This is a genomic window from Bacillus sp. BS1807G30 (genome assembly GCF_040047675.1).
Taxonomy (GTDB): Bacteria; Bacillota; Bacilli; order Bacillales; family Bacillaceae; genus Bacillus; species Bacillus altitudinis.
In genome coordinates this window covers 345953-364567 of sequence record NZ_CP157353.1, presented here as the reverse complement: position 1 = coordinate 364567, position 18615 = coordinate 345953, and the positions used below count along the sequence as shown (strand labels likewise).

At 42.3% G+C, this 18615-nt stretch carries 20 protein-coding genes; 9 read left to right on the top strand and 11 right to left on the bottom strand.

Annotation, left to right across the window (positions count from 1 at the left end):
- The first annotated feature begins 195 nt into the window (after nt 1-195).
- From ABG082_RS01935 to ABG082_RS01925, 3 genes are all read left to right on the top strand, one after another.
- Entirely contained in the window at nt 196-624 is a 429-nt protein-coding gene (locus ABG082_RS01935) for a NucA/NucB deoxyribonuclease domain-containing protein (RefSeq protein WP_007498233.1), read from the top strand.
- A 127-nt stretch (nt 625-751) separates the two neighbouring features.
- Nucleotides 752-2449, top strand: a complete 1698-nt coding sequence (locus tag ABG082_RS01930; RefSeq protein WP_348936471.1) for a methyl-accepting chemotaxis protein — start codon at nt 752-754, stop codon at nt 2447-2449.
- A gap of 136 nt (nt 2450-2585) precedes the next feature.
- Nucleotides 2586-2972 (top strand): competence protein ComJ, encoded by a 387-nt coding sequence (locus tag ABG082_RS01925; protein WP_348936470.1) that lies wholly within the window; start codon nt 2586-2588, stop codon nt 2970-2972.
- Nucleotide 2973: 1 nt separating this feature from the next.
- Here the strand turns inward: ABG082_RS01925 and ABG082_RS01920 are convergent, their stop codons facing one another.
- Together ABG082_RS01920 and ABG082_RS01915 are read right to left on the bottom strand one after the other, a co-directional pair.
- Nucleotides 2974-3780 (bottom strand): AAC(3) family N-acetyltransferase, encoded by an 807-nt coding sequence (locus ABG082_RS01920; RefSeq protein WP_348936469.1) that lies wholly within the window; start codon nt 3778-3780, stop codon nt 2974-2976.
- Nucleotides 3781-3804: 24 nt separating this feature from the next.
- Nucleotides 3805-4224 carry an Lrp/AsnC family transcriptional regulator gene (locus ABG082_RS01915; protein WP_026050043.1) on the bottom strand — a complete coding sequence of 140 codons (420 nt, stop codon included), beginning with the start codon at nt 4222-4224 and terminating at the stop codon, nt 3805-3807.
- A 116-nt stretch (nt 4225-4340) separates the two neighbouring features.
- Here ABG082_RS01915 and ABG082_RS01910 point away from each other — a divergent pair, with 116 nt between their 5' ends.
- Nucleotides 4341-5105: an MBL fold metallo-hydrolase gene (locus ABG082_RS01910; RefSeq protein WP_348936468.1), complete on the top strand. Its 765-nt coding sequence runs from the start codon at nt 4341-4343 to the stop codon at nt 5103-5105.
- A gap of 46 nt (nt 5106-5151) precedes the next feature.
- On the opposite strand, the gene ABG082_RS01905 is transcribed toward ABG082_RS01910, so the two are convergent.
- Entirely contained in the window at nt 5152-5481 is a 330-nt protein-coding gene (locus tag ABG082_RS01905) for a YckD family protein (RefSeq protein WP_017366586.1), read from the bottom strand.
- 181 nt (nt 5482-5662) lie between these two features.
- Here ABG082_RS01905 and ABG082_RS01900 point away from each other — a divergent pair, with 181 nt between their 5' ends.
- Complete coding sequence (locus ABG082_RS01900) at nt 5663-6535, top strand: transporter substrate-binding domain-containing protein (protein ID WP_008347852.1); 873 nt, start codon at nt 5663-5665, stop codon at nt 6533-6535.
- A gap of 12 nt (nt 6536-6547) precedes the next feature.
- Nucleotides 6548-7225: an amino acid ABC transporter permease gene (locus ABG082_RS01895; RefSeq protein WP_008347854.1), complete on the top strand. Its 678-nt coding sequence runs from the start codon at nt 6548-6550 to the stop codon at nt 7223-7225.
- 224 nt (nt 7226-7449) lie between these two features.
- Here the strand turns inward: ABG082_RS01895 and ABG082_RS01890 are convergent, their stop codons facing one another.
- The 5 genes from ABG082_RS01890 to ABG082_RS01870 form a co-directional block, all read right to left on the bottom strand.
- Nucleotides 7450-8748, bottom strand: coding sequence for an arsenic transporter (locus tag ABG082_RS01890; protein ID WP_348936467.1), 1299 nt, complete (start codon nt 8746-8748; stop codon nt 7450-7452).
- 129 nt (nt 8749-8877) lie between these two features.
- Complete coding sequence (locus tag ABG082_RS01885) at nt 8878-10110, bottom strand: helix-turn-helix domain-containing protein (protein WP_017358555.1); 1233 nt, start codon at nt 10108-10110, stop codon at nt 8878-8880.
- Between the two features lie 125 nt (nt 10111-10235).
- A complete protein-coding gene (gene pruA / locus ABG082_RS01880) occupies nt 10236-11783 on the bottom strand; it encodes an L-glutamate gamma-semialdehyde dehydrogenase (RefSeq protein ID WP_007498254.1) in 1548 nt (515 codons plus the stop codon).
- 23 nt (nt 11784-11806) lie between these two features.
- The gene (locus ABG082_RS01875) at nt 11807-12724 is read right to left on the bottom strand and encodes a proline dehydrogenase (RefSeq protein WP_348936466.1); all 918 of its coding nucleotides are present in this window, start codon (nt 12722-12724) and stop codon (nt 11807-11809) included.
- A 161-nt stretch (nt 12725-12885) separates the two neighbouring features.
- Nucleotides 12886-13689: a nucleotidyltransferase domain-containing protein gene (locus ABG082_RS01870; RefSeq protein WP_081832181.1), complete on the bottom strand. Its 804-nt coding sequence runs from the start codon at nt 13687-13689 to the stop codon at nt 12886-12888.
- A gap of 60 nt (nt 13690-13749) precedes the next feature.
- Between ABG082_RS01870 and ABG082_RS01865 the strand changes: the two genes are divergently transcribed.
- On the top strand, nt 13750-14064 hold the full coding sequence (locus ABG082_RS01865) for a hypothetical protein (RefSeq protein WP_348936465.1): 315 nt from the start codon (nt 13750-13752) through the stop codon (nt 14062-14064).
- Between the two features lie 71 nt (nt 14065-14135).
- Here the strand turns inward: ABG082_RS01865 and ABG082_RS01860 are convergent, their stop codons facing one another.
- Nucleotides 14136-15098, bottom strand: a complete 963-nt coding sequence (locus tag ABG082_RS01860) for an acetylxylan esterase (RefSeq protein WP_348936464.1) — start codon at nt 15096-15098, stop codon at nt 14136-14138.
- 209 nt (nt 15099-15307) lie between these two features.
- Between ABG082_RS01860 and ABG082_RS01855 the strand changes: the two genes are divergently transcribed.
- On the top strand, nt 15308-16093 hold the full coding sequence (locus ABG082_RS01855; RefSeq protein WP_129548074.1) for a carbon-nitrogen family hydrolase: 786 nt from the start codon (nt 15308-15310) through the stop codon (nt 16091-16093).
- A 45-nt stretch (nt 16094-16138) separates the two neighbouring features.
- Here ABG082_RS01855 and ABG082_RS01850 read toward each other — a convergent pair whose 3' ends face one another.
- Complete coding sequence (locus ABG082_RS01850; protein ID WP_249670464.1) at nt 16139-17044, bottom strand: LysR substrate-binding domain-containing protein; 906 nt, start codon at nt 17042-17044, stop codon at nt 16139-16141.
- Nucleotides 17045-17162: 118 nt separating this feature from the next.
- On the opposite strand from ABG082_RS01850, the gene ABG082_RS01845 reads away from it, so the two are divergent.
- Nucleotides 17163-17936, top strand: a complete 774-nt coding sequence (locus ABG082_RS01845) for a class I SAM-dependent methyltransferase (protein ID WP_348936463.1) — start codon at nt 17163-17165, stop codon at nt 17934-17936.
- A 39-nt stretch (nt 17937-17975) separates the two neighbouring features.
- Here the strand turns inward: ABG082_RS01845 and ABG082_RS01840 are convergent, their stop codons facing one another.
- Nucleotides 17976-18533: a shikimate kinase gene (locus ABG082_RS01840; protein ID WP_025206715.1), complete on the bottom strand. Its 558-nt coding sequence runs from the start codon at nt 18531-18533 to the stop codon at nt 17976-17978.
- Nucleotides 18534-18615: the final 82 nt, after the last annotated feature.

The window sequence follows — 18615 nt, the reverse complement described above, 5'->3', positions numbered from 1 at the left end:
TGCATCAGCATATATGTTTTTTGAGCAGCAAAATTAAATTTTTATGAGTTTGTACAACGATGAAAAGAGCATAAACAGGTAAAAACCGTTTTTCGAACTTTAAAAGACGTTTTTTCAAAACGAGGAGAAATTGGTAAGTAATTCTGCTATACTTCTGTTTACAAAATACGCTAAAGAGAAAGAGAGCTAGCATCTATGAAACTTCTTAAAACCATTCTCTTGCTTTTATTGATTGTCATTGGTATAGCGACAGGCTATGTCCAACTAGGGCAACATAAACAAGAGACGACAAACTCTTCTTATGACAAAACCATTCACTTTCCATCAGATCGATATCCAGAAACCGCGAAGCACATAGAAGAAGCTATTGACGAAGGTCATTCTTCCATTTGCACCATTGATCGAAAAAATAGTGATGAGCAAAGAGACAAATCACTTCATGGCATTCCAACAAAGCGTGGTTATGATCGTGATGAATGGCCAATGGCGATGTGTAAAGAAGGTGGAGCAGGGGCTTCTGTCAAATATGTACGTCCTTCGGATAATAGGGGGGCAGGCTCTTGGGTAAGTCATCAATTATCAGATGATCCTGATGGCACAAGAATCCAATTTATTATCGAGTAGCACTATCTTTCCTTTTTTCACAACAAAAATTTCTGTGTAAGTGCATTCACGTATATCAAACATTTTTTTCATGCCGATAATCCTTAAGGAGGGATACCCCTACCTTATACCTAAAGGAGTAAAAAGCATGAAGAAAAAAGGAAAACTGAGGCTTGGCGCCAAAATAATGCTGATCTTTTTAAGTGTCCTCATCGTATTTTCAGCAGTTGTTGGTTATGTAGTGAACCGCGAAATGACAGAGAACATTAAGCAAATGGCCACCGAAAAAGCAAAAGGCGATCTAAAGCTAGGATACGCTTACCTAACTGAAAAGGTTGCTGGCTCGTGGCAGATAAAAGATGGCAAGCTTTACAAAGGAAATACTCAAATCAATAACCATGACACATTGGTTGATCAATTAGCCGAATATACTGGTGATACAATCACGATTTTCCAAGGAAATACCCGTGTTGCCACAAATGTCATGTTAAACGGGAAACGAGCTGTAGGAACCGAAGTCTCACCTGAAGTAAAGGCCGCTGTTTTGGATAAAGGCGAGAATTATTACGGAACAGCCAATGTTGCCGGGAAAGACTACCAAACGGCTTATATGCCCATCAAAAATGATACAGGGGAAACGATTGGTATTTTCTATACCGGTGCAAATCAAAGCATGATTTCACAAATGCTTCAGTCTTTCTTTATTCAATTTGTCACGGTTCTACTGTTAAGTTTAATTGTTTCTGTTATCATTATTTCTATTTTCACAAAGCGGATTCAGACACGTCTCAAACATATGGCATCTGCTATTAAGAGTGCAGGCGAAGGAAATTTAACCATCAACGTGACAGATCACACAGGCGATGAACTTTCTGAGCTGGCAGGTCACTTTAATAAGATGCGTGAGAAATTAAATCACACCATTTTGAATGTAATCAAAACATCTGAATTAGTAGCCACCTCTTCTGAGGAGCTGTCAGCTAGCGCAGAAGAAACGAGTGCAGCATCAGAAAAAATTACCCATACCATTCAAGAAGTCGCTCAATCGTCTGAACAGCAATCAGCCCAAATGACAGCTAGTGAGCACACGATGAGACAAGTATCTAACGAGCTGGTAAACATCACTGAAAATGCGGGACAAATGGCAACAAGAAGCCAGTCCGCACAAGAAATGGCCCAAAAAGGTGTACAAAATATCGGTGAAGTCAATTCACAAATGACATCTATTGCAAAATCAATTGAAGAGAATGGTACAGCAATTCAAGCACTGGAAACACGTTCAGCCGAGATTGATCAAATTTCCAAAGTGATTACAGATATCGCTAACCAAACAAATCTACTTGCTCTTAATGCGGCCATTGAGGCAGCACGCGCAGGTGAACATGGAAAAGGTTTTGCCGTTGTGGCAGACGAAGTGAGGAAGCTCGCAGAAGAATCGCAAACATCATCCAACATGATTTCACATCTCATTTCCGAAATACAAAAAGAGATGAATCATTCGACGAGTGCCATTAAACGAGTACGAGAGGAAGCGGCTCAAGGGGCTGTTCTTATTTCTCATACAGAGGATTCATTTATTGACATTCAGCAGTCAATGAAGGAAATGGCAGATGGCATTAAACATTTATCAGATGCATCCAAAAAAATCGCAGCTTATACAAATGATGCGAAGCAGACCTTTGCCTCTATCACAGAAGGCGTTAAACTGGCGAGTGAACATTCACAACAAGTAGCAGGTTTAACAGAAGAACAATTTGCAGCAATGGAAGAAGTAACAGCTTCATCAGAGGCTCTTGCCCATTTAGCAGGAGACCTAAAAGAAATGGTTTCACAATTTCACATCTAGATCCCTCAAACAGTAGCGCAAGACGGCGACAATCGTCTTGCTGCCTAACATTCTCTTCAATTATCTTACTTTCAAACATTCACTTTTCAACATGATCGCGAGCTGGACAAATTTTATGAATAAAGGAGTTATCTATATGAATGATTTAAATCAAACGTATCCCCTATCTATCTCCTATCACCAAATCACCGTATACACTGGAAGCACGACGCCACCTGTGATTGATTGGACAGATGACGATATTCTTCAAGGATTCGCAACTGGGGATCGAGGTATTTCTTTTGAAGGTATCAATAACGGAAAGGCTTCTATTATCGTGACATTAAACAGCCATGAGCCTCCATCATCCGTTAATAGAGTCATCACAGTGCCATTTACTCATTCAAGTGATCAGGTTTATCTGACAAGCGTCATGGCACAGGTACTGTCTTTCTCCATTCCAAAAGGAGACTATCAGCTCACCTGCTATATATCTGAGCACCCTGATCAAGATCTCTATTATTTTGATTTTCAGACTGCTTAGATCACGCCTGGTCGTACTGCTCAAGCCATTTTTCTGCAAAATCGACTGATTCTCTCATCGGCAATAAATACGAATTGGCTAGCCCGATTTGACTGTGGTTATAACTACATTCTGATTGTAAAAAGTCACGACCAATCTGTTCAAATAGTTCTTCTCTTGTGATGATATCTTGATACTCTTTCCACACCCTCCAACCATCCTCTAAAATGGGGGCCCCTCGTGTCATGAGGTCTTGCTGTGAGATTCGATATTCAGCTAAGTGAAAAGCTGTAACACTCTCGAATGACGTGCCAATTAGCAGCACTTTTGCATCAAGATCGTACATACGTCCAAGAGGTGAATTTTCTCCTAAACCATAAGGAAGCGCATGGTGGTTCAACACTTCATGTTTCCTTTTCCCCCAGGCGGTGAATGAGAAATGAGGATGATTGCTTCTTTCTACGCCTGGGTATTTCCAAAAGGTCTCCGCTACCTTTCCCATTGCTGTTGGAGCTGTGTAAGCCGGATCAAATGCAGGCATCGTGTCTTTGATCGGTTTCCACCAAGAATAAGGAACAGGCGGATTGATCCAATCAGCAGGATCAGACAGCTCTAATGTTTGTGCCGGCATTATCAGTGTTCCTTCATCTGTTAAAATATCCATCATAGCTTGGATAACTGCTATGGCCCCTCCATTCACCCAGCCAATAGATGACAAGGATGAGTGGACACATAAGGTCATGCCCTGCCTCACACCGAGTTGAACCAAATCCGCTTTGATTCTTTCCTTTGTGATCGGTTCAGCCTGATGTTCGATTAATTTTTTCATCGTTTATTTCCTCCTGCGCCTCATCTATTCTTGATGAGTGAGACGTTTTACAGCGATAGACAATTTATAATTTGCATGCTTTGTTAGCTCCGTTAAAAATTGATCAAGCTCATCATGACTGGAGAAATGTCCTTCAGCCATATAACAGCCCTCTCCACTAATTTTAAACAGGTTTTTGATTTCTTCCTTTTGATGGAGAAACGATAAAAGCGGTTCATGATCATGACTTCGGGTAAAGAGCTGCAAAAATGTTTGGATGTTCTGCTGTGTCCGCCAGTTAATTGAAATGGTATAGGCTTCAATAATCCCCTCTTCTTCAAGCTTTAAAACTCTATTTTTAGCAGCTTGACCGGTTAAATGGACTTTTTCACCAAGTGCTTTCATCGTCAATCGGCTATTCTTTGAGAGTTCTTTTAATATATCCATATCTGTTTTGTCTAGCATTGGCTCACCTCTTTCAAAAATCAAGTCGTTCCGCTGAAAGACTTTCATGATCCTCTGTCACATGAGGCTCTTTTAATATACTGTAAACTTAATGAGAAAAAAAGGAGGCCTTTCTAATGAAAATAACACTCATTCGTAATGCTACTTTATACCTTCAATATGGTTCGTCAACATTTTTAATCGATCCCTTTTTAGCAGCAAAAGGAACCTATCCACCATTCCCGCATACTGCCAATCAACATGCAAACAATCCAATTGTTGAGCTGCCTGCAAACATTGATTTGGACAAGATATTACAGCCGGATGCTGTCCTGCTCACTCATTTACATGTAGATCACTTTGACGACGAGGCAAAAAAGAGATTAGCTCAAACTTTGCCGATCTATACTCAATCAGAGAAAGATCGCACGGAAGTAAAAGAAGCTGGATTTCAGCATGTTACATGCATTGAAGATGAAATGGATGTTTGCGGTGTTCATATCAAACGAACTGGCGGGCAGCACGGGACAGGAGAAACCGCTAAACGGATGGGACAAGTGAGCGGTTTTGTTTTCTCTCATCCTGATGAGCCTACTCTTTATATTGCAGGAGATACCATTTGGTGTGATGAGCCGAAAGAGGTTGTGAATACATGCCAGCCAGATATTATTGTGGTCAATAGTGGGGCTGCCCAATTTTTAGAGGGCGATCCAATTACGATGACAAAGGAAGAGATTGTAGACATTCACCATACTCAACCACAAGCTCAAATCATCGCCTGTCACCTTGAAGCCGTGAATCATTGTTTATTAACAAGAGCCGCATTAAAATCTTACATTCAAGAGAATCATGCAGATCAGGCCATTTTTGTCCCTCAAGATGGTGAGACGCTGACCTTTTAACACATAAACAATAAAAACCGGCACCTTGCTGCCGGTTTTCTTAAACTTATGGTCGATGGTGCTGTGGTTTTTTTAGTAATGGAACAAACCCGTTATTTTTTAAGTGATTGTAATGTTCATCCATTCGTTTTGTGATGTGCGTGCCTTGTTCCTTCGTTAACACACCATACTGAACGTATTTTTCGATCACTTCTTTTCGTTTAGACAAAATTTGCTGTTCAAGTACTTCAATTTGTTTTTGTTGCTCTGTCGTTAATTTTACTTGATGCGTGACGGGGCGCTTTTCCATTTGGGGTGTTTCTCCATGAGCCGTATTCACCTGAAAACCAAATAATAGCACCATCGTTAGTATGATCAAACCACTTGTTTTTTTCATCTCTGTCGTTCCCTCCTTTATTCGATTTTAATTTGCGCACTCTTTCCTTTTTTATACATTATTCATCCCATCAAATTGCACATAATATTCTTACTTTTTCGCTTTTCATCTGAAAACGTTGTCCTAACTGAAAAAGCGTGCTATGTTTTGTTTTGTATAAAAAATAGAGGAGGATTCTTAAATGAGTCGTTTTTATCATAGAAAACCTATATGGGTGCTGCTTGTTGTGTCTGCTCTCATGCTTGTCATGTCTGCTTGCAATCAATCAGGCTCATCTCAGTCTGGAGAATCAAAGTGGGATCAGATTCAAAAGAAAGGGAAAATCGTGGTCGCTACTTCAGGCACCTTGTATCCTACGTCTTACCATGATACATCAAACGGCAAGGATCAATTGACTGGCTATGAAGTGGAAGTCGTCAAAGAAGCATTTAAGCGCCTTGACGTAAAAGTAGAATTTAAAGAAATGGGTTATGACGGTATGCTCAGTGCCATTAATTCAGGTCAGGTGGATGCCGCTGCAAACGATATCGACATCACAGATGACAGGAAAGATAAGTTCGCCTTTTCAACACCTTATAAATACTCATATGGAACCGCTATCGTCAGAAAAGATGATCTGTCAGGTATTAAAACGCTAAAGGATTTAAAAGGAAAGAAAGCAGCAGGTGCTGCAACGACCATTTATATGGATGTTGCCCGTAAGTATGGTGCAAAAGAAGTCATCTATGATAATGCCACAAACGAGCAATATTTAAAGGATGTTGCAAACGGCCGTACAGATGTCATTTTAAATGACTACTACTTGCAAACACTGGCGCTTGCTGCATTCCCTAAGCTAAATATTACGATCCATCCAGACTTAAAATACATGCCGAATGAACAAGGGTTTGTGATGAAAAAAGACAATACAGAGCTTCAAAAAGAATTAAATCGTGTATTAAAAGAGATGAAAAAAGACGGAACCATGAAAAAGATTTCGGAGAAATTCTTTAATCATGCTGACGTCTCAAAGAAAATTGATGTTGATGTCGAAGATGTCGACATTTCTAAATAAGGAGCCGCAGCCGTGGGAGATATTCATTTAGAATATATCTTTAATCCTGCACTGGCAAAAGCGTCATTTCCATTTGTGATGAAAGGCATCTGGCTGACGCTGCTCATTTCTTTTGTGAGCATGTTTTTTGGTACGATTCTAGGCTTTTTTATTGCCCTTGCTAGAATGGCAAATACATGGTTCCTTCGGCTGCCTGCACGGCTGTATATTTCATTCATGCGAGGGGTTCCCATTCTGGTCATTTTGTTTATCCTTTATTTCGGATTCCCTTACATCGGCATTGAATTTACAGCTGTCACTGCTGCTATTATTGGATTCAGCTTCAATAGTGCTGCATACATTGCCGAAATTAACCGGGCGGCCCTCTCCTCTGTTCCAAGTGGTCAAGTGGAAGCCGCCAAATCACTTGGTCTCAGCTATTGGCAAACGATGCGCGGAGTCATTTTGCCTCAATCCGTGCGCATTGCACTGCCGCCCCTGACCAACGTCATGCTTGATTTAATCAAAGCTTCCTCACTAGCGGCAATGATTACTGTGCCAGAACTCTTCCAGCAAGCAAAAATTGTGGGCGGAAGAGAATTCGATTATATGACCATGTATATATTGGTTGCCTTGATTTACTGGGGCATATGCAGTGTGGTCTCATTGCTCCAAGACTTTTTGGAAAAACGCTATGCAAAATATCTATAACAACAAAAAACAGATCCGTGGGATCTGCTCAGATTGTTAACAAAGGGCTAAAATGAACTTGATTTTAGCCCTTTGTTTTCTTTTCAGCGTGATAGAAAACCTTTGCAGTCTAGGAAGGACGAGTACTGGCGCGGAGCGAATTTGACATTCGTGAGCACCAGCACGCAGGACTGACAAAGAATGCGAGGGTTTGTCTATGCGCTGAGATCCATGGGATCTGCTTTTTAATGTATCAGCCATAACCACACATACAACCCCAATAACGTGATGATCAGAGTCGGTATGGTTAGAATGATTCCAGCTTTCATGTATGCCCCCCAAGAAATATGCACACCTTTTTTCTTCAAGACATGAAGCCACAGCAATGTCGCCAATGAACCGATTGGGGTCATTTTCGGGCCAAGGTTTGAGCCGATGACGTTGGCATAAATCAGTGCATCTCTCATCACACCTGCTGTATCTGTGTGACCGATGGCAATCGCATCAATTAAAACGGTTGGGAGATTGTTCATGACAGAAGATAGCACTGCTGCCAGGACCCCCATAAACATCGTTCCCGCAAGTAAACCGTGTGACGCCCCCTGTTCAATCCACGCCGCTAAAATTTCTGTCAGGCCGACATTTTTCAACCCATACACCACGACATACATGCCGATAGAGAAAAACACAATCGACCAAGGTGCTTCTTTGACGACTCGTTTTGTCGCTACTTGTGGACTCCGTTTCGCCAGCCATAAGAAAGCAATGGCAATGCCTCCTACAATGATTGACACCGGAATGCCTGCCAATTCCCCAGCAAAATATCCAATAAGCAAGCATCCTAACACATACCAAGATAACCGGAACATGCGCAGATCACGAATGGCCGAAGCTGGTTCCTTCGCCTGCGAAACATCGTACGTTTTCGGGATGAGTTTGCGGTAAAACACATACAGCACAAGCATACTAGCGCCAAGCGATACAAGGTTTGGAACGAACATGTTTGCTGTATATTCAAGAAAGCCAATATGAAAATAATCGGCTGATACGATATTGACCAAGTTACTAATGACAAATGGCAAAGAAGTCGTATCTGCAATAAAGCCGCTTGCCATGACAAATGGCAGGATCATACGCTCATCCAGCTTCAACGCTCTGACCACAGATAAAACGATCGGGGTTAAGATAAGTGCCGCTCCATCGTTGGCAAAAAAAGCTGCTACCACAGCGCCGAGCAATGTTAAATAAATAAACATGCGGACCCCGTTCCCTCTTGCGGCTTTTGCCATATGAAGTGCCGCCCATTCAAAAAAACCAATCTCATCTAAAATCAATGAAATGATGATAATTCCAATAAATGCAAAGGTGGCGTTCCAGACAATTTGGGTAACTTCCCATACATCGCCCAAATGAACGACCCCAAAAGCAAGAGCAAGAATCGCTCCCCCGCACGCTGACCATCCAATGGTTAAACGTCCTGGCTGCCAAATGACAAGGACGAGGGTCATGATGAAAATCAAAATGGCCAAGGTGACTGATCCCAAAGGTGGCCCTCCTTTCACTTTCCTCATAAAATCTTTATCTATCATACAACGAAATAAGGCAATTGTATGCCATTTTATGATCTCGCATAAAAATCCGCAGGTCATCCTTTGCACCTGCGGAGTCCACGCCTATTGATCTTTTTTCATCAGCATCAATTCAATAAATAACTCACATCGCTGGCTAAAATGACTTAAATCAATAGACGTCATTTCAAAAATTTGTTTCATTCGATAGTTTAGTGTATTTTGATGAATAAACAACTGCTCTGCAGCTGGTTTCAACTTGCAATTATTCAATAAGTAGACCTCTAAGGTTTTTAAAAATGATGTTTGGCTGTCACGGTCTTTTTCCTTTAGGCGCAACAAATCTGGATTAAAGTCGTTTTTCTTTTTTTGGTGACTGTAAATAGAATCTAAAAACCGGAAGACCCCCAAATGCTCGTAATCGTATGGAATCAATTCCTGCCCCCCGACAATCTTCACTGCTTTCACGACTTCTATCGCTTCAAATCGACTGGTGCTCATTTTCATGACATCTCGATATTCTCTTCCCATCCCAATATATAAAGGAGATGGGTGTGTATGCGTTTTCGATTGAAGATGGGCGACGACATCCGCAGCGGTCGCTTTTGGTGAGTGTCGATCTGACAAACTGCCTAATATCACGACGATGTCTGCTTGCACAGAGTAGACGTGATTGACCTTGTCTTCTAGCTGTAAATAGGTTCTAATCACATCCTTCACATCTTCTGCCGTCTCACTTTTATTATCGGCGGCATGAACAACCATCACAGTAAAGACAGCTGGCAGTGGAATGCTTAAATTCTCAGCTTCCCATTTCAGCTCTTCTTCTGTATAAAAATGATCATCCATGACCTTTTTGAAGAACTCTTCAATCTTGCCTTCCTTTTTCTCCAGCTGTTTCTTATTTTTATAAATGACTTTTCCAACCTGAAACGATGCCTCGTGTAAAAATTGCAGCTCCTCTTGAGAGAGAGAATCTTCAATGTCCTGCACCCAAATAAAGCCGACAACCTCTTGTTTGTGCTTGGCGCTCACAGCCACTCGTCGATTAAACCCGAGCTCCTCATGACCATTCACATAAAAAGGATTTGAATCTGTGTATAGTTGCTCAATGACCCCTGTTTTTTTTAACCAATCCACCACAGCTCCCGGACATTCCTTTGAGAAAATGGTTTGCTGATTGACTGGGTCGAACTGCTGGATGCTGTAAGAATTATAAGCAAGCAGCTGACATTCAGTACTTTCTAAAATGACTGGTTTTTTTAAATAACCACTAATAAATGCAATTAATTTATCGACATCAAAAAATGTATGAAGCTTTTCTAATATCTCTTCCATCCCGATTGCTCCCTGATTAAGTGATACATTTATCATACTTCTTTCCAGTCAGATTTGTATAGAAACAAGTCGTAGACAGGTAAAAAAAGCATGAACTCGCCGGCACGAGTTCATGCTTTTCCATATTAAAACATTTCGCTGATCGTTTTGGCCTGCATGTGCAGAGCAAGGTAATCTGGACCGCCTGCTTTTGAATCAGTTCCTGACATTTTAAAGCCGCCAAATGGGTGGTAACCCACAATCGCTCCCGTACAGTTACGGTTAAAGTAAAGGTTCCCGACATGGAACTCCTGCTTCGCACGGTTGATATGATCACGATTATTTGTAATGACCGCACCGGTTAACCCGTATTCTGTGTTGTTGGCTACTTCAAGCGCCTCATCAAAGCTTGAGACTTTTGAGAAAGCTAGGACAGGTCCAAAGATTTCTTCTTGCATTAAACGAGATGTTGGCTCTAGATCTGCAAACACGGTTGGATGAATGAAGTACCCTTCTGAATCATCACTTGTTCCGCCAGTGACTAGACGGCCTTCTTGCTTGCCAATTTCGATATATTCCGTGATTTTGTCAAAGGAAGCTTGATCAATGACAGGTCCCATGTACACATCAGCTGATAACGGATTCGCTGTTGTTTTCGTTTCTGTGATTTCCTTCACTCGCTCAACGACTTGGTCATACAGCTTCTCGTGGACGACCGCACGAGACCCAGCTGAACATTTTTGACCTGAGAATCCGAAGGCTGATGTGAAAATGGCGTTAGCGGCTAATTCGACATCTGCATCCTCATCTACAACCACGGTATCTTTACCGCCCATTTCAGCAATGACACGCTTTAAATGCTGTTGTCCTGGCTGCACTTTTGCCGCACGTTCAAAAATACGTGTGCCCACTTCTCTTGATCCAGTGAATGTAATAAGGCTTGTTTTCGGATGATCTACTAAGTAATCTCCTACTTCTGCTCCGCTACCTGGCACGAAGTTGACAACACCTTTCGGCAGACCTGCTTGCTCCAGTTCTTCTACAAAGCGGGCAGCAATGACAGGCGTCGCACTTGCTGGCTTTAATACGACTGTATTCCCTGTGACGATTGGTGCAACGGTTGTTCCTGCCATGATCGCAAACAAGAAGTTCCATGGTGGAATGACAAGCGTCACGCCAGTTGGTGTGTACACATATTGATTGCGTTCCCCTTCGCGGCTGTTCACCGGTTTGCCTTTCGCAAGCTCTAGCATTTGACGGGCATAATACTCTAGGAAGTCAATGGCTTCTGCTGTATCTGCATCCGCTTCATTCCAAGGCTTCCCTGCTTCTTTTACGAGAAGGGCTGAATACTCATGCTTTTTACGGCGAATGCTTGCCGCAGCGCGGAATAAGACGCCGGCTCTTTCTTCTGGAGACGTGTAGCGCCATGTTTCAAACGCTTTTGCCGCAGCTTGAATCGCTTGCTCTGCCTCTTCTTTCCCAGCTTTTGATACGGTACCCACGACTTCTTCCTTCTTCGCCGGATTGATCGAGACAATCTTGTCTGTTGTTTCGATTCTTTCTCCATTAATCACAAGCGGATAGGTTTGCCCAAGCGATTCTGTTACTTTGGCTAATGCTTGTTCAAACGCTTGGCGATTTTCTTCCTGGCTAAAATCCGTGAATGGTTCATGCTTGTAAGGTGTTGTCATCTTTGTCACGCTCCCGTTTCAAATTATTTTCTCGTCATCCCTTTTAAAGCAAATGCAATGTTTGCCGGTCGTTCTGCAAGACGTCTCATGTAGTAGCCATACCACTCTCGTCCATACGGGGTGTAGACCCTCATTTGATAGCCTTCCTTCACGAGTGCTTGCTGCGTTTCTGATCTCATGCCATACAGCATTTGAAATTCGAACTGATCTGTCTGTATATTGTGTTTTTTCACAATATGTTTCGTAAATTCGATCATTTGATCGTCATGTGTCGCAATGGCTGTATAATTCCCTGAGAGTAACTGCTTTTCGATCAGCTTCTTGTAATTCTGATCGACGTCTTTTTTGTTTGGATACGCCACTTCGGCGGATTCCTTATAGGCACCCTTTACAAGTCTTAAAAATGGCTGCAACTCATTTAGGTCATCAAGATCTTGTTCTGTTCTGTACAAATACGCCTGCAAAACCGTACTGACATACTCATATTGAGATTTCATTTCTTTAAAAATGTCCAGCGTTTTTTGACAGCGCTGTTCATCCTCCATATCAATTGTCACCATAATACGGTGTTTCTCTGCCGTATCTAAAATGCTTTTCATATTGCGATACACAAGGTCATCGTCAATATCTAAGCCAAGCGATGTCATTTTAAGTGACACGTGGGAATTGAGTCCCGCCTCTGCAATTCGCTGAATGGTTTGAATACACTCATTCGTCCGCTCATTTGCAATCTCTGCCTTTGTGACAAACTCACCGAGGTGATCAACCGTTACGACCATACCTTGATCGTTTAATCGTTTGATGACAGGGATAGCGCTCTCAAAATCCTTCCCACCGATGATTTTCTTTGATGCAACAGCACTTCCCCAATTACGAGCAATATGGTTCAAGAGACTGCTCTTTGACAAAAACAAGAAGAAATTTCTTGTGACCGACTCCATAAAGGGCACCTCCCACTCTTTGTAAGCTATGTCTTTATTGTAAGGCTCATGAGCTGTCCGCTACAATATTTGAAGATGACAAAAATTCTGACTTTTTTTGTGGTTTTATCACAATAAGAGATAAAAAAAGAGTCTGCCGCTATCCGGCTGACTCTCCCCTCCTACGCCCACACCTCATCAAGGGTAGACTGCAAAAGCTCATTTAATTCTTGCATCAGATTGTCTTTCGGCTGATTGTAGCTTTTCACCAATTCATCAAAACGCACCAGCTCTTGATCAATAAATGGATGGACATGAGCGAGACGGTTCTCTACATCCATTTCTTCTCCGTCCATTTTACGTTTGAGCAGTTCGTGAATTTCTGCTAACAGCGGGCCTTCCTCCACTAGCTCCTTGAGTAATTCATGAAAGTCCATGGGTGGAACCGTCCGGTAGCGTTCGATCCACTGGCAGGCAAGCAGTGGACGGAGCACATAGAAATACTTCTTGATTCGCACCTGCTCTCCTCTTAAATGCCGGCTTTCATTCCGCTTCGCCATATTGAGGTAATGATACATCAATGCTGCGGGATAAAACGCTCGATCCTTTAATTCTCTCAGCTGCTTGGCTAGAGAGAAGGATTCAGCATAAATGATGTCAGAAGACAGCCATTCCATAATGGATGGATTCGATTTATTGAATAAACGCAGCGCCTTTCGCAGCTCCCAGCCGCTGATATCAAGCATGTCATCAATCGGTCGTTCTATGACATCTCGATGTTCTTCCATCGCCCAGTACCATTCCTTCCGTGGAACGTATAAAAAGCGAACATCATAATCACTGTCAGTTGAAGGAAATCCCCATGCCCTGCTGCCCGATTCAACGGCGAGGCAAATCTTGACGTCATACGTTTCTTCGATGATTTTCAGCTCTTCCTTAATTCTTTCTCTCAAGTGTCCATCAACTCTTTCTATAGAATTCTGCATGACTTCTTCACCTTTTGGGAAAATACGAATAAGACATATATGAAAAAGGAGTTGGATCTGATGTCTATATCTCGCATTATGAAATGGATCACTGGGATTTTTGAAGCTTGCCTTGCTATCCCTGTGATCGGAGGTCTATTCGTTATCAGCAATGGCTATTCACCGCTCATGGTCATGCTTATTCTGCATATTATCACACTCGTCTTATCGAAGCGAGACCAGGGACCAATGATCGGAAGTATCATTGGAATTGTCACATCCTGCCTTGCATGGATTCCGATTCTAGGATTCATCCTTCACATCATCACAGCCCTTACCCTCATCGTTACAGCATTAGTACCTGATGAAAAAACAAGACAGAACACCAGTTATTAAGCTGATCGCTCCAATAGCTGAAAAAAGACAAAGAGCTAAAATGAATGTCATTTTAGCTCTTTGTCATGCTCTTATGTCGATAGAAGCAAATGCTTTTGTAAAAAGGACAGCTTCTCTGTTTGAAAAGCAGGAATAAACTCGTGCCCAAAATATCGGTACACTTTCAGCTCTTTATCTGTTTCTAAATGATTGTATGCCGCAAACACGGTGGATGGCGGTGTCACTTGATCAATCAGACCGATCGCCATCAATGTTGGCTGTTTCACCCAGCCGGCTAAATTGATTAAATCAAAGTAACTTAATGTTTCAAATACCTTTTCTTCAGCTTCAGGATCACTGTTTCTGCGAAAGTATGAATTGATTTCTAAATAAGGCTGCTCCAAGGCAACATCAACTGCACGCTCAAAATTTGATAAGTAAGGATAGTCTGACACAACGACTTTTGGAATGTCTGAAAGGGCTGCGGCCGCAATCGCTAATGCACCCCCCTGACTTCCACCGATCACGCCGATACGGTGTTCATCTACTTCGGGGAAAGACTGAATGACTTCGAGTGCACGAACAGCATCTAGATAAACACCTCGATAATAGTACGTATCCTTCGATAAAATGCCTTTTGTCATCCACCCTAATGCATGTCCGCCTGGCGTCACTGATGTGTCTTCACTGCCACCTTGACCACGGACAAGCATTCCAAACGTCGCATAGCCATGCAGCGCCCAGTTGACGATGTCGTGAATGCCGCCGTCATAGCTGGCATTATAGCCATGAAAACGAACGAGCGCTGGATGCGGACCAGTTTGATCAGGCACAGCATAAAAGCCTTCAATTTTAGAATGTCCAAAGCTTTGATACGTCAGGCGGTACACCTTGACGCCTTTCACTGGATAGTCATAAGATTCAAGTGTTGGCTCTGCCTCCACTTGGTGCAGTTCTTCGAGCGATTTCTTCCAAAAGTCTGAGAAATCAGGACGTGCTGTTTTCTTTGGTTTATATTTTTTTAGCTCTTCTAGTGATAAATCGAACAATTGCATATCATACTATTCCCCTTTGTTTTATTAGTTATGAGTATCATACCACTCATTTCTTGATTGAGAAAGTCATTTAACAAAACCTTCTGACATTTCTATTGGCAAAGATGACTGAAAGCTTTATGATAAAGAAACTGGCTTGAAGACTAGATGCTTCAGGCAATATCACCGAACCATTCATTGCATGAAACGAATAAAGGAGGACGACCGACATGAACATCGCCCTGATTCAAATGGACGTACAAATAGGAGAACCTGATGTAAACTTTCAGAAAGCAGAAGCATTTTTAGAAGAAGCCATCCGTCAACAGCCTGATTTGATTATTCTACCTGAAATGTGGAATACCGGCTATGCGCTGGAACAAGCGGATGAGCTTGCCGATGCAGATGGTGAGCGGACAAAACAACTCTTCTCTTCCTTTGCTCGTAAACACCAAGTATATCTCATCGCAGGGAGTGTCTTGAATAAGCGGACAACAAATGAAGATATCACCAACACGATGTATGTGTTTGACCGTCAAGGTGAGCTTTTGTTAGATTATGATAAAATTCATTTATTCCGCTTAATGGATGAACACAACTATTTAACCGCCGGTCATCAGCTTGGTTTATTTAACTATGATGAAGATGTCAAGATTGGCACCATGATCTGCTATGACCTCCGCTTCCCTCAGCTTTCTAGGACGCTCGTGAACAAAGGGGCGAAGGTGCTTATCAATACCGCTCAATGGCCGTCAGCAAGAGTGGACCATTGGCGCAGTCTGCTCATCGCAAGAGCCATTGAGAATCAGTCATTTGTGATTGCGGTGAACCGGACGGGCACAAGCAGAGACACTGAATTCCCTGGTCACTCCATGGTAATTGACCCGCTCGGACGCATTCTGCTTGAGACAAATGATGAAGAAGACATTTATTATGCAGACATTGATCTTCAGCTCGTAGATGAAGTGAGACAACAAATCCCCGTCATGACAGATCAGCGTCTGGATTTATATTAGAAAGCAGGGGGCTCCCCTGCTTTTTACGTTTGATTAAACGTTTGTTTAAGCTTTTCCTTGATTCTGTTGAAGGTCCATGAAGGCTTGAGCGGCTTTCGTTAAATATCTTTCTTCCACATATGCAAACACAAGTGTGCGGGTTGGGCATGAATCAATGTGTAAATAAGTGACTGCTTTCCTTTCCTCTTGTGCCACCATTTTCGGCACCACTGTCACCCCTAGCTCATTTTCAACCAATGCCTGAGCTGTTTGAATATGACTCGTTTCAAATGCAATCCTCGGCCGAAAGCCATGATGACGGCACAGTTCCGTGACCACTTGCCGAAAGCCATATCCCTCTTTCAGCATAATAAATGGGGCATCTTCCAGAAGACGAAACGGGACAGACCCTTCTTGATCCGCTTGATTGATGATTTCATTCAGTTCATCTGTCAACCACGGTTGAGCCGTTTGCGGAATGGCGAGAAGAAGCGGCTCGGTCAGCATTTGTTTTGTTTTCAATGATTCATGCTCGACAGGCAAAGAAAGAATCGCCAGATCCAGTTTCCCAGTGAGTAAACGTCTTTCTAGCTCACGAGGCGATTCTTCTATCAAATGAACGTGAACATGCGGATACGTTTGACAATAGGTTTTTAATAAACTTGGCAGGACATATCCCCCTGTAACAGCTGGCGCACCGATCATCAGTTCTTTCCCCACCTCATAAGCAGCTTCCCCCATCTCACGCAATAAATCATCTCGTTCCTTCAAAATGGTTTCTGCTCTTTTGATCAATCGGTTTCCCTGAGGTGTAGGAGTGACTTGTCCATACTTCCGAATAAACAGGGGAGTATCTAATTCTTCCTCAAGTTTTTTAATTTGCTGACTTAATGAGGGCTGTGCAATGTGAAGTTTTTCCGCTGCTTTTGTAAAGCTTTGCTGCCGGTACACTTCCATGACATATTCCATCATTCGTATATCCACTTCTCTCACCTCATAGGTTTTAACTATTCATATCATATCTTTTATGTCTTAGACAAATCACAAGAAGAACCCTACGATAAAGAAACAACAAAAAGGGGGTAAAGAAATGAATCCATATTCAAAAGCAGAGAAACAATTCTCACAAAATGCAGAGAACTACCGAGATTCACCCATCTTTGCAGCTGGAAAAGAGCTTGAATGGATGAAAACGGCGACGAAACCAAAGGGCGATGAGCACCTACTTGATATCGGCTGCGCGGCAGGTCATACCGTTTTTTCCTTTTCAGACGTCATCTCTAAAGGAATCGGGATTGATGTCACGCACAAAATGATTGAGGTTGCTACAGCACTTGCAAAAGAGCGACAGCTGAACCACATTACGTTTGAGCAGGCATCCGCAGACGCATTGCCCTTTTCTGATGCATCATTTGATCTCGTCACATGCCGATTTGCTGCTCATCACTTCCCACATCTCCCGGCAGCCATGTCTGAAATCAGCCGAGTCTTAAAGAAAGGCGGCAAATTTCTACTTGTCGATCATTATGCACCCGAAAACCCTGTACAGGATTCATTTATTAATCATTTAAATAGACTGAGAGATCCTTCCCATGTGCGAGAAAGCTCGTTATCAGAATGGAAAGAGCTTTTCGCTGACAACCATCTGACGAAAGAAGATATCCGTTACTGGGATCTGCATATTGAATATCAGGACTGGATCATACGTGGACGTACACCAGAGAATGTTCAAAAGGAGATCGTTGCCCACCTTCATGCTGCAGACGATGAAACGAAACAGCTGTTTCAACTGCAATTCGACGAACATCGTCAGCCAACATCCTTTTGCCTAAAAGCTGCACTGCTTCAAGGGATTAAACACTGATCCTATAGAAAAAAGTCTACCCTAAAGCGGTAGACTTTTTTATTTCGAATATAAATCCCAGCCAAGCTTGAGTGTGTCGACAATATAATTGGCGACTTCTTCAGCTTCTAGATGATCTGTTTCCACTCTTGAGTTATGAAGGGAATAAATTTCCCGGCGCTCTTCAAACAGTTCTTTCATCTCGTCAAGCGTACGGTTATGAAGAACAGGACGGTTTTCAATTAAAATATCCAGCCGCTGTTTCCAATTCTCCCAAGATAGGTCAAGGAAAAGAACCGTACAATGCTTTAAGCAAGATCGTTTGATTTCTTCCTGTTTAAACGCACCGCCTCCAAGAGACACGATCTTTAGCTGAGTATGTTCACATAAATCGACGATATAGTCCTTTTCAGCCTGTCTGAAGAAATCTTCTCCTTTTTGCTGAAACATTTCTGGAATCGTCATGTTGTACTTTTTCTCAATCTCCTGATCAACATCAATAAAATCTCTATATAACTTTTTGGCAACCAGCTGCCCAATGGTTGTTTTCCCAACGCCCATAAAGCCAATGAGGACAATATTTCGCTGTCTCACAGGAATCTCTCTATTGTTTTTCATGTTCGTGACACGTCCTCCTTACGACAAGGAATGCTACATAATGTTTCTATTATATGATAAATGGACTGAGAAAAGATAGGCA

Excerpts from the sequence above, each read along its gene's own strand:
- ABG082_RS01935 (WP_007498233.1), top strand. The coding sequence starts at position 196 with ATGAAACTTCTTAAAACCATTCTCTTGCTTTTATTGATTGTCATTGGT.
- ABG082_RS01930 (WP_348936471.1), top strand. The coding sequence starts at position 752 with ATGAAGAAAAAAGGAAAACTGAGGCTTGGCGCCAAAATAATGCTGATC.
- ABG082_RS01925 (WP_348936470.1), top strand. The coding sequence starts at position 2,586 with ATGAATGATTTAAATCAAACGTATCCCCTATCTATCTCCTATCACCAA.
- ABG082_RS01920 (WP_348936469.1), bottom strand. The coding sequence starts at position 3,780 with ATGAAAAAATTAATCGAACATCAGGCTGAACCGATCACAAAGGAAAGA.
- ABG082_RS01915 (WP_026050043.1), bottom strand. The coding sequence starts at position 4,224 with ATGCTAGACAAAACAGATATGGATATATTAAAAGAACTCTCAAAGAAT.
- ABG082_RS01910 (WP_348936468.1), top strand. The coding sequence starts at position 4,341 with ATGAAAATAACACTCATTCGTAATGCTACTTTATACCTTCAATATGGT.
- ABG082_RS01905 (WP_017366586.1), bottom strand. The coding sequence starts at position 5,481 with ATGAAAAAAACAAGTGGTTTGATCATACTAACGATGGTGCTATTATTT.
- ABG082_RS01900 (WP_008347852.1), top strand. The coding sequence starts at position 5,663 with ATGAGTCGTTTTTATCATAGAAAACCTATATGGGTGCTGCTTGTTGTG.
- ABG082_RS01885 (WP_017358555.1), bottom strand. The coding sequence starts at position 10,110 with ATGGAAGAGATATTAGAAAAGCTTCATACATTTTTTGATGTCGATAAA.
- pruA (WP_007498254.1), bottom strand. The coding sequence starts at position 11,783 with ATGACAACACCTTACAAGCATGAACCATTCACGGATTTTAGCCAGGAA.
- ABG082_RS01875 (WP_348936466.1), bottom strand. The coding sequence starts at position 12,724 with ATGGAGTCGGTCACAAGAAATTTCTTCTTGTTTTTGTCAAAGAGCAGT.
- ABG082_RS01870 (WP_081832181.1), bottom strand. The coding sequence starts at position 13,689 with ATGCAGAATTCTATAGAAAGAGTTGATGGACACTTGAGAGAAAGAATT.
- ABG082_RS01865 (WP_348936465.1), top strand. The coding sequence starts at position 13,750 with ATGTCTATATCTCGCATTATGAAATGGATCACTGGGATTTTTGAAGCT.
- ABG082_RS01860 (WP_348936464.1), bottom strand. The coding sequence starts at position 15,098 with ATGCAATTGTTCGATTTATCACTAGAAGAGCTAAAAAAATATAAACCA.
- ABG082_RS01855 (WP_129548074.1), top strand. The coding sequence starts at position 15,308 with ATGAACATCGCCCTGATTCAAATGGACGTACAAATAGGAGAACCTGAT.
- ABG082_RS01850 (WP_249670464.1), bottom strand. The coding sequence starts at position 17,044 with ATGATGGAATATGTCATGGAAGTGTACCGGCAGCAAAGCTTTACAAAA.
- ABG082_RS01845 (WP_348936463.1), top strand. The coding sequence starts at position 17,163 with ATGAATCCATATTCAAAAGCAGAGAAACAATTCTCACAAAATGCAGAG.
- ABG082_RS01840 (WP_025206715.1), bottom strand. The coding sequence starts at position 18,533 with ATGAAAAACAATAGAGAGATTCCTGTGAGACAGCGAAATATTGTCCTC.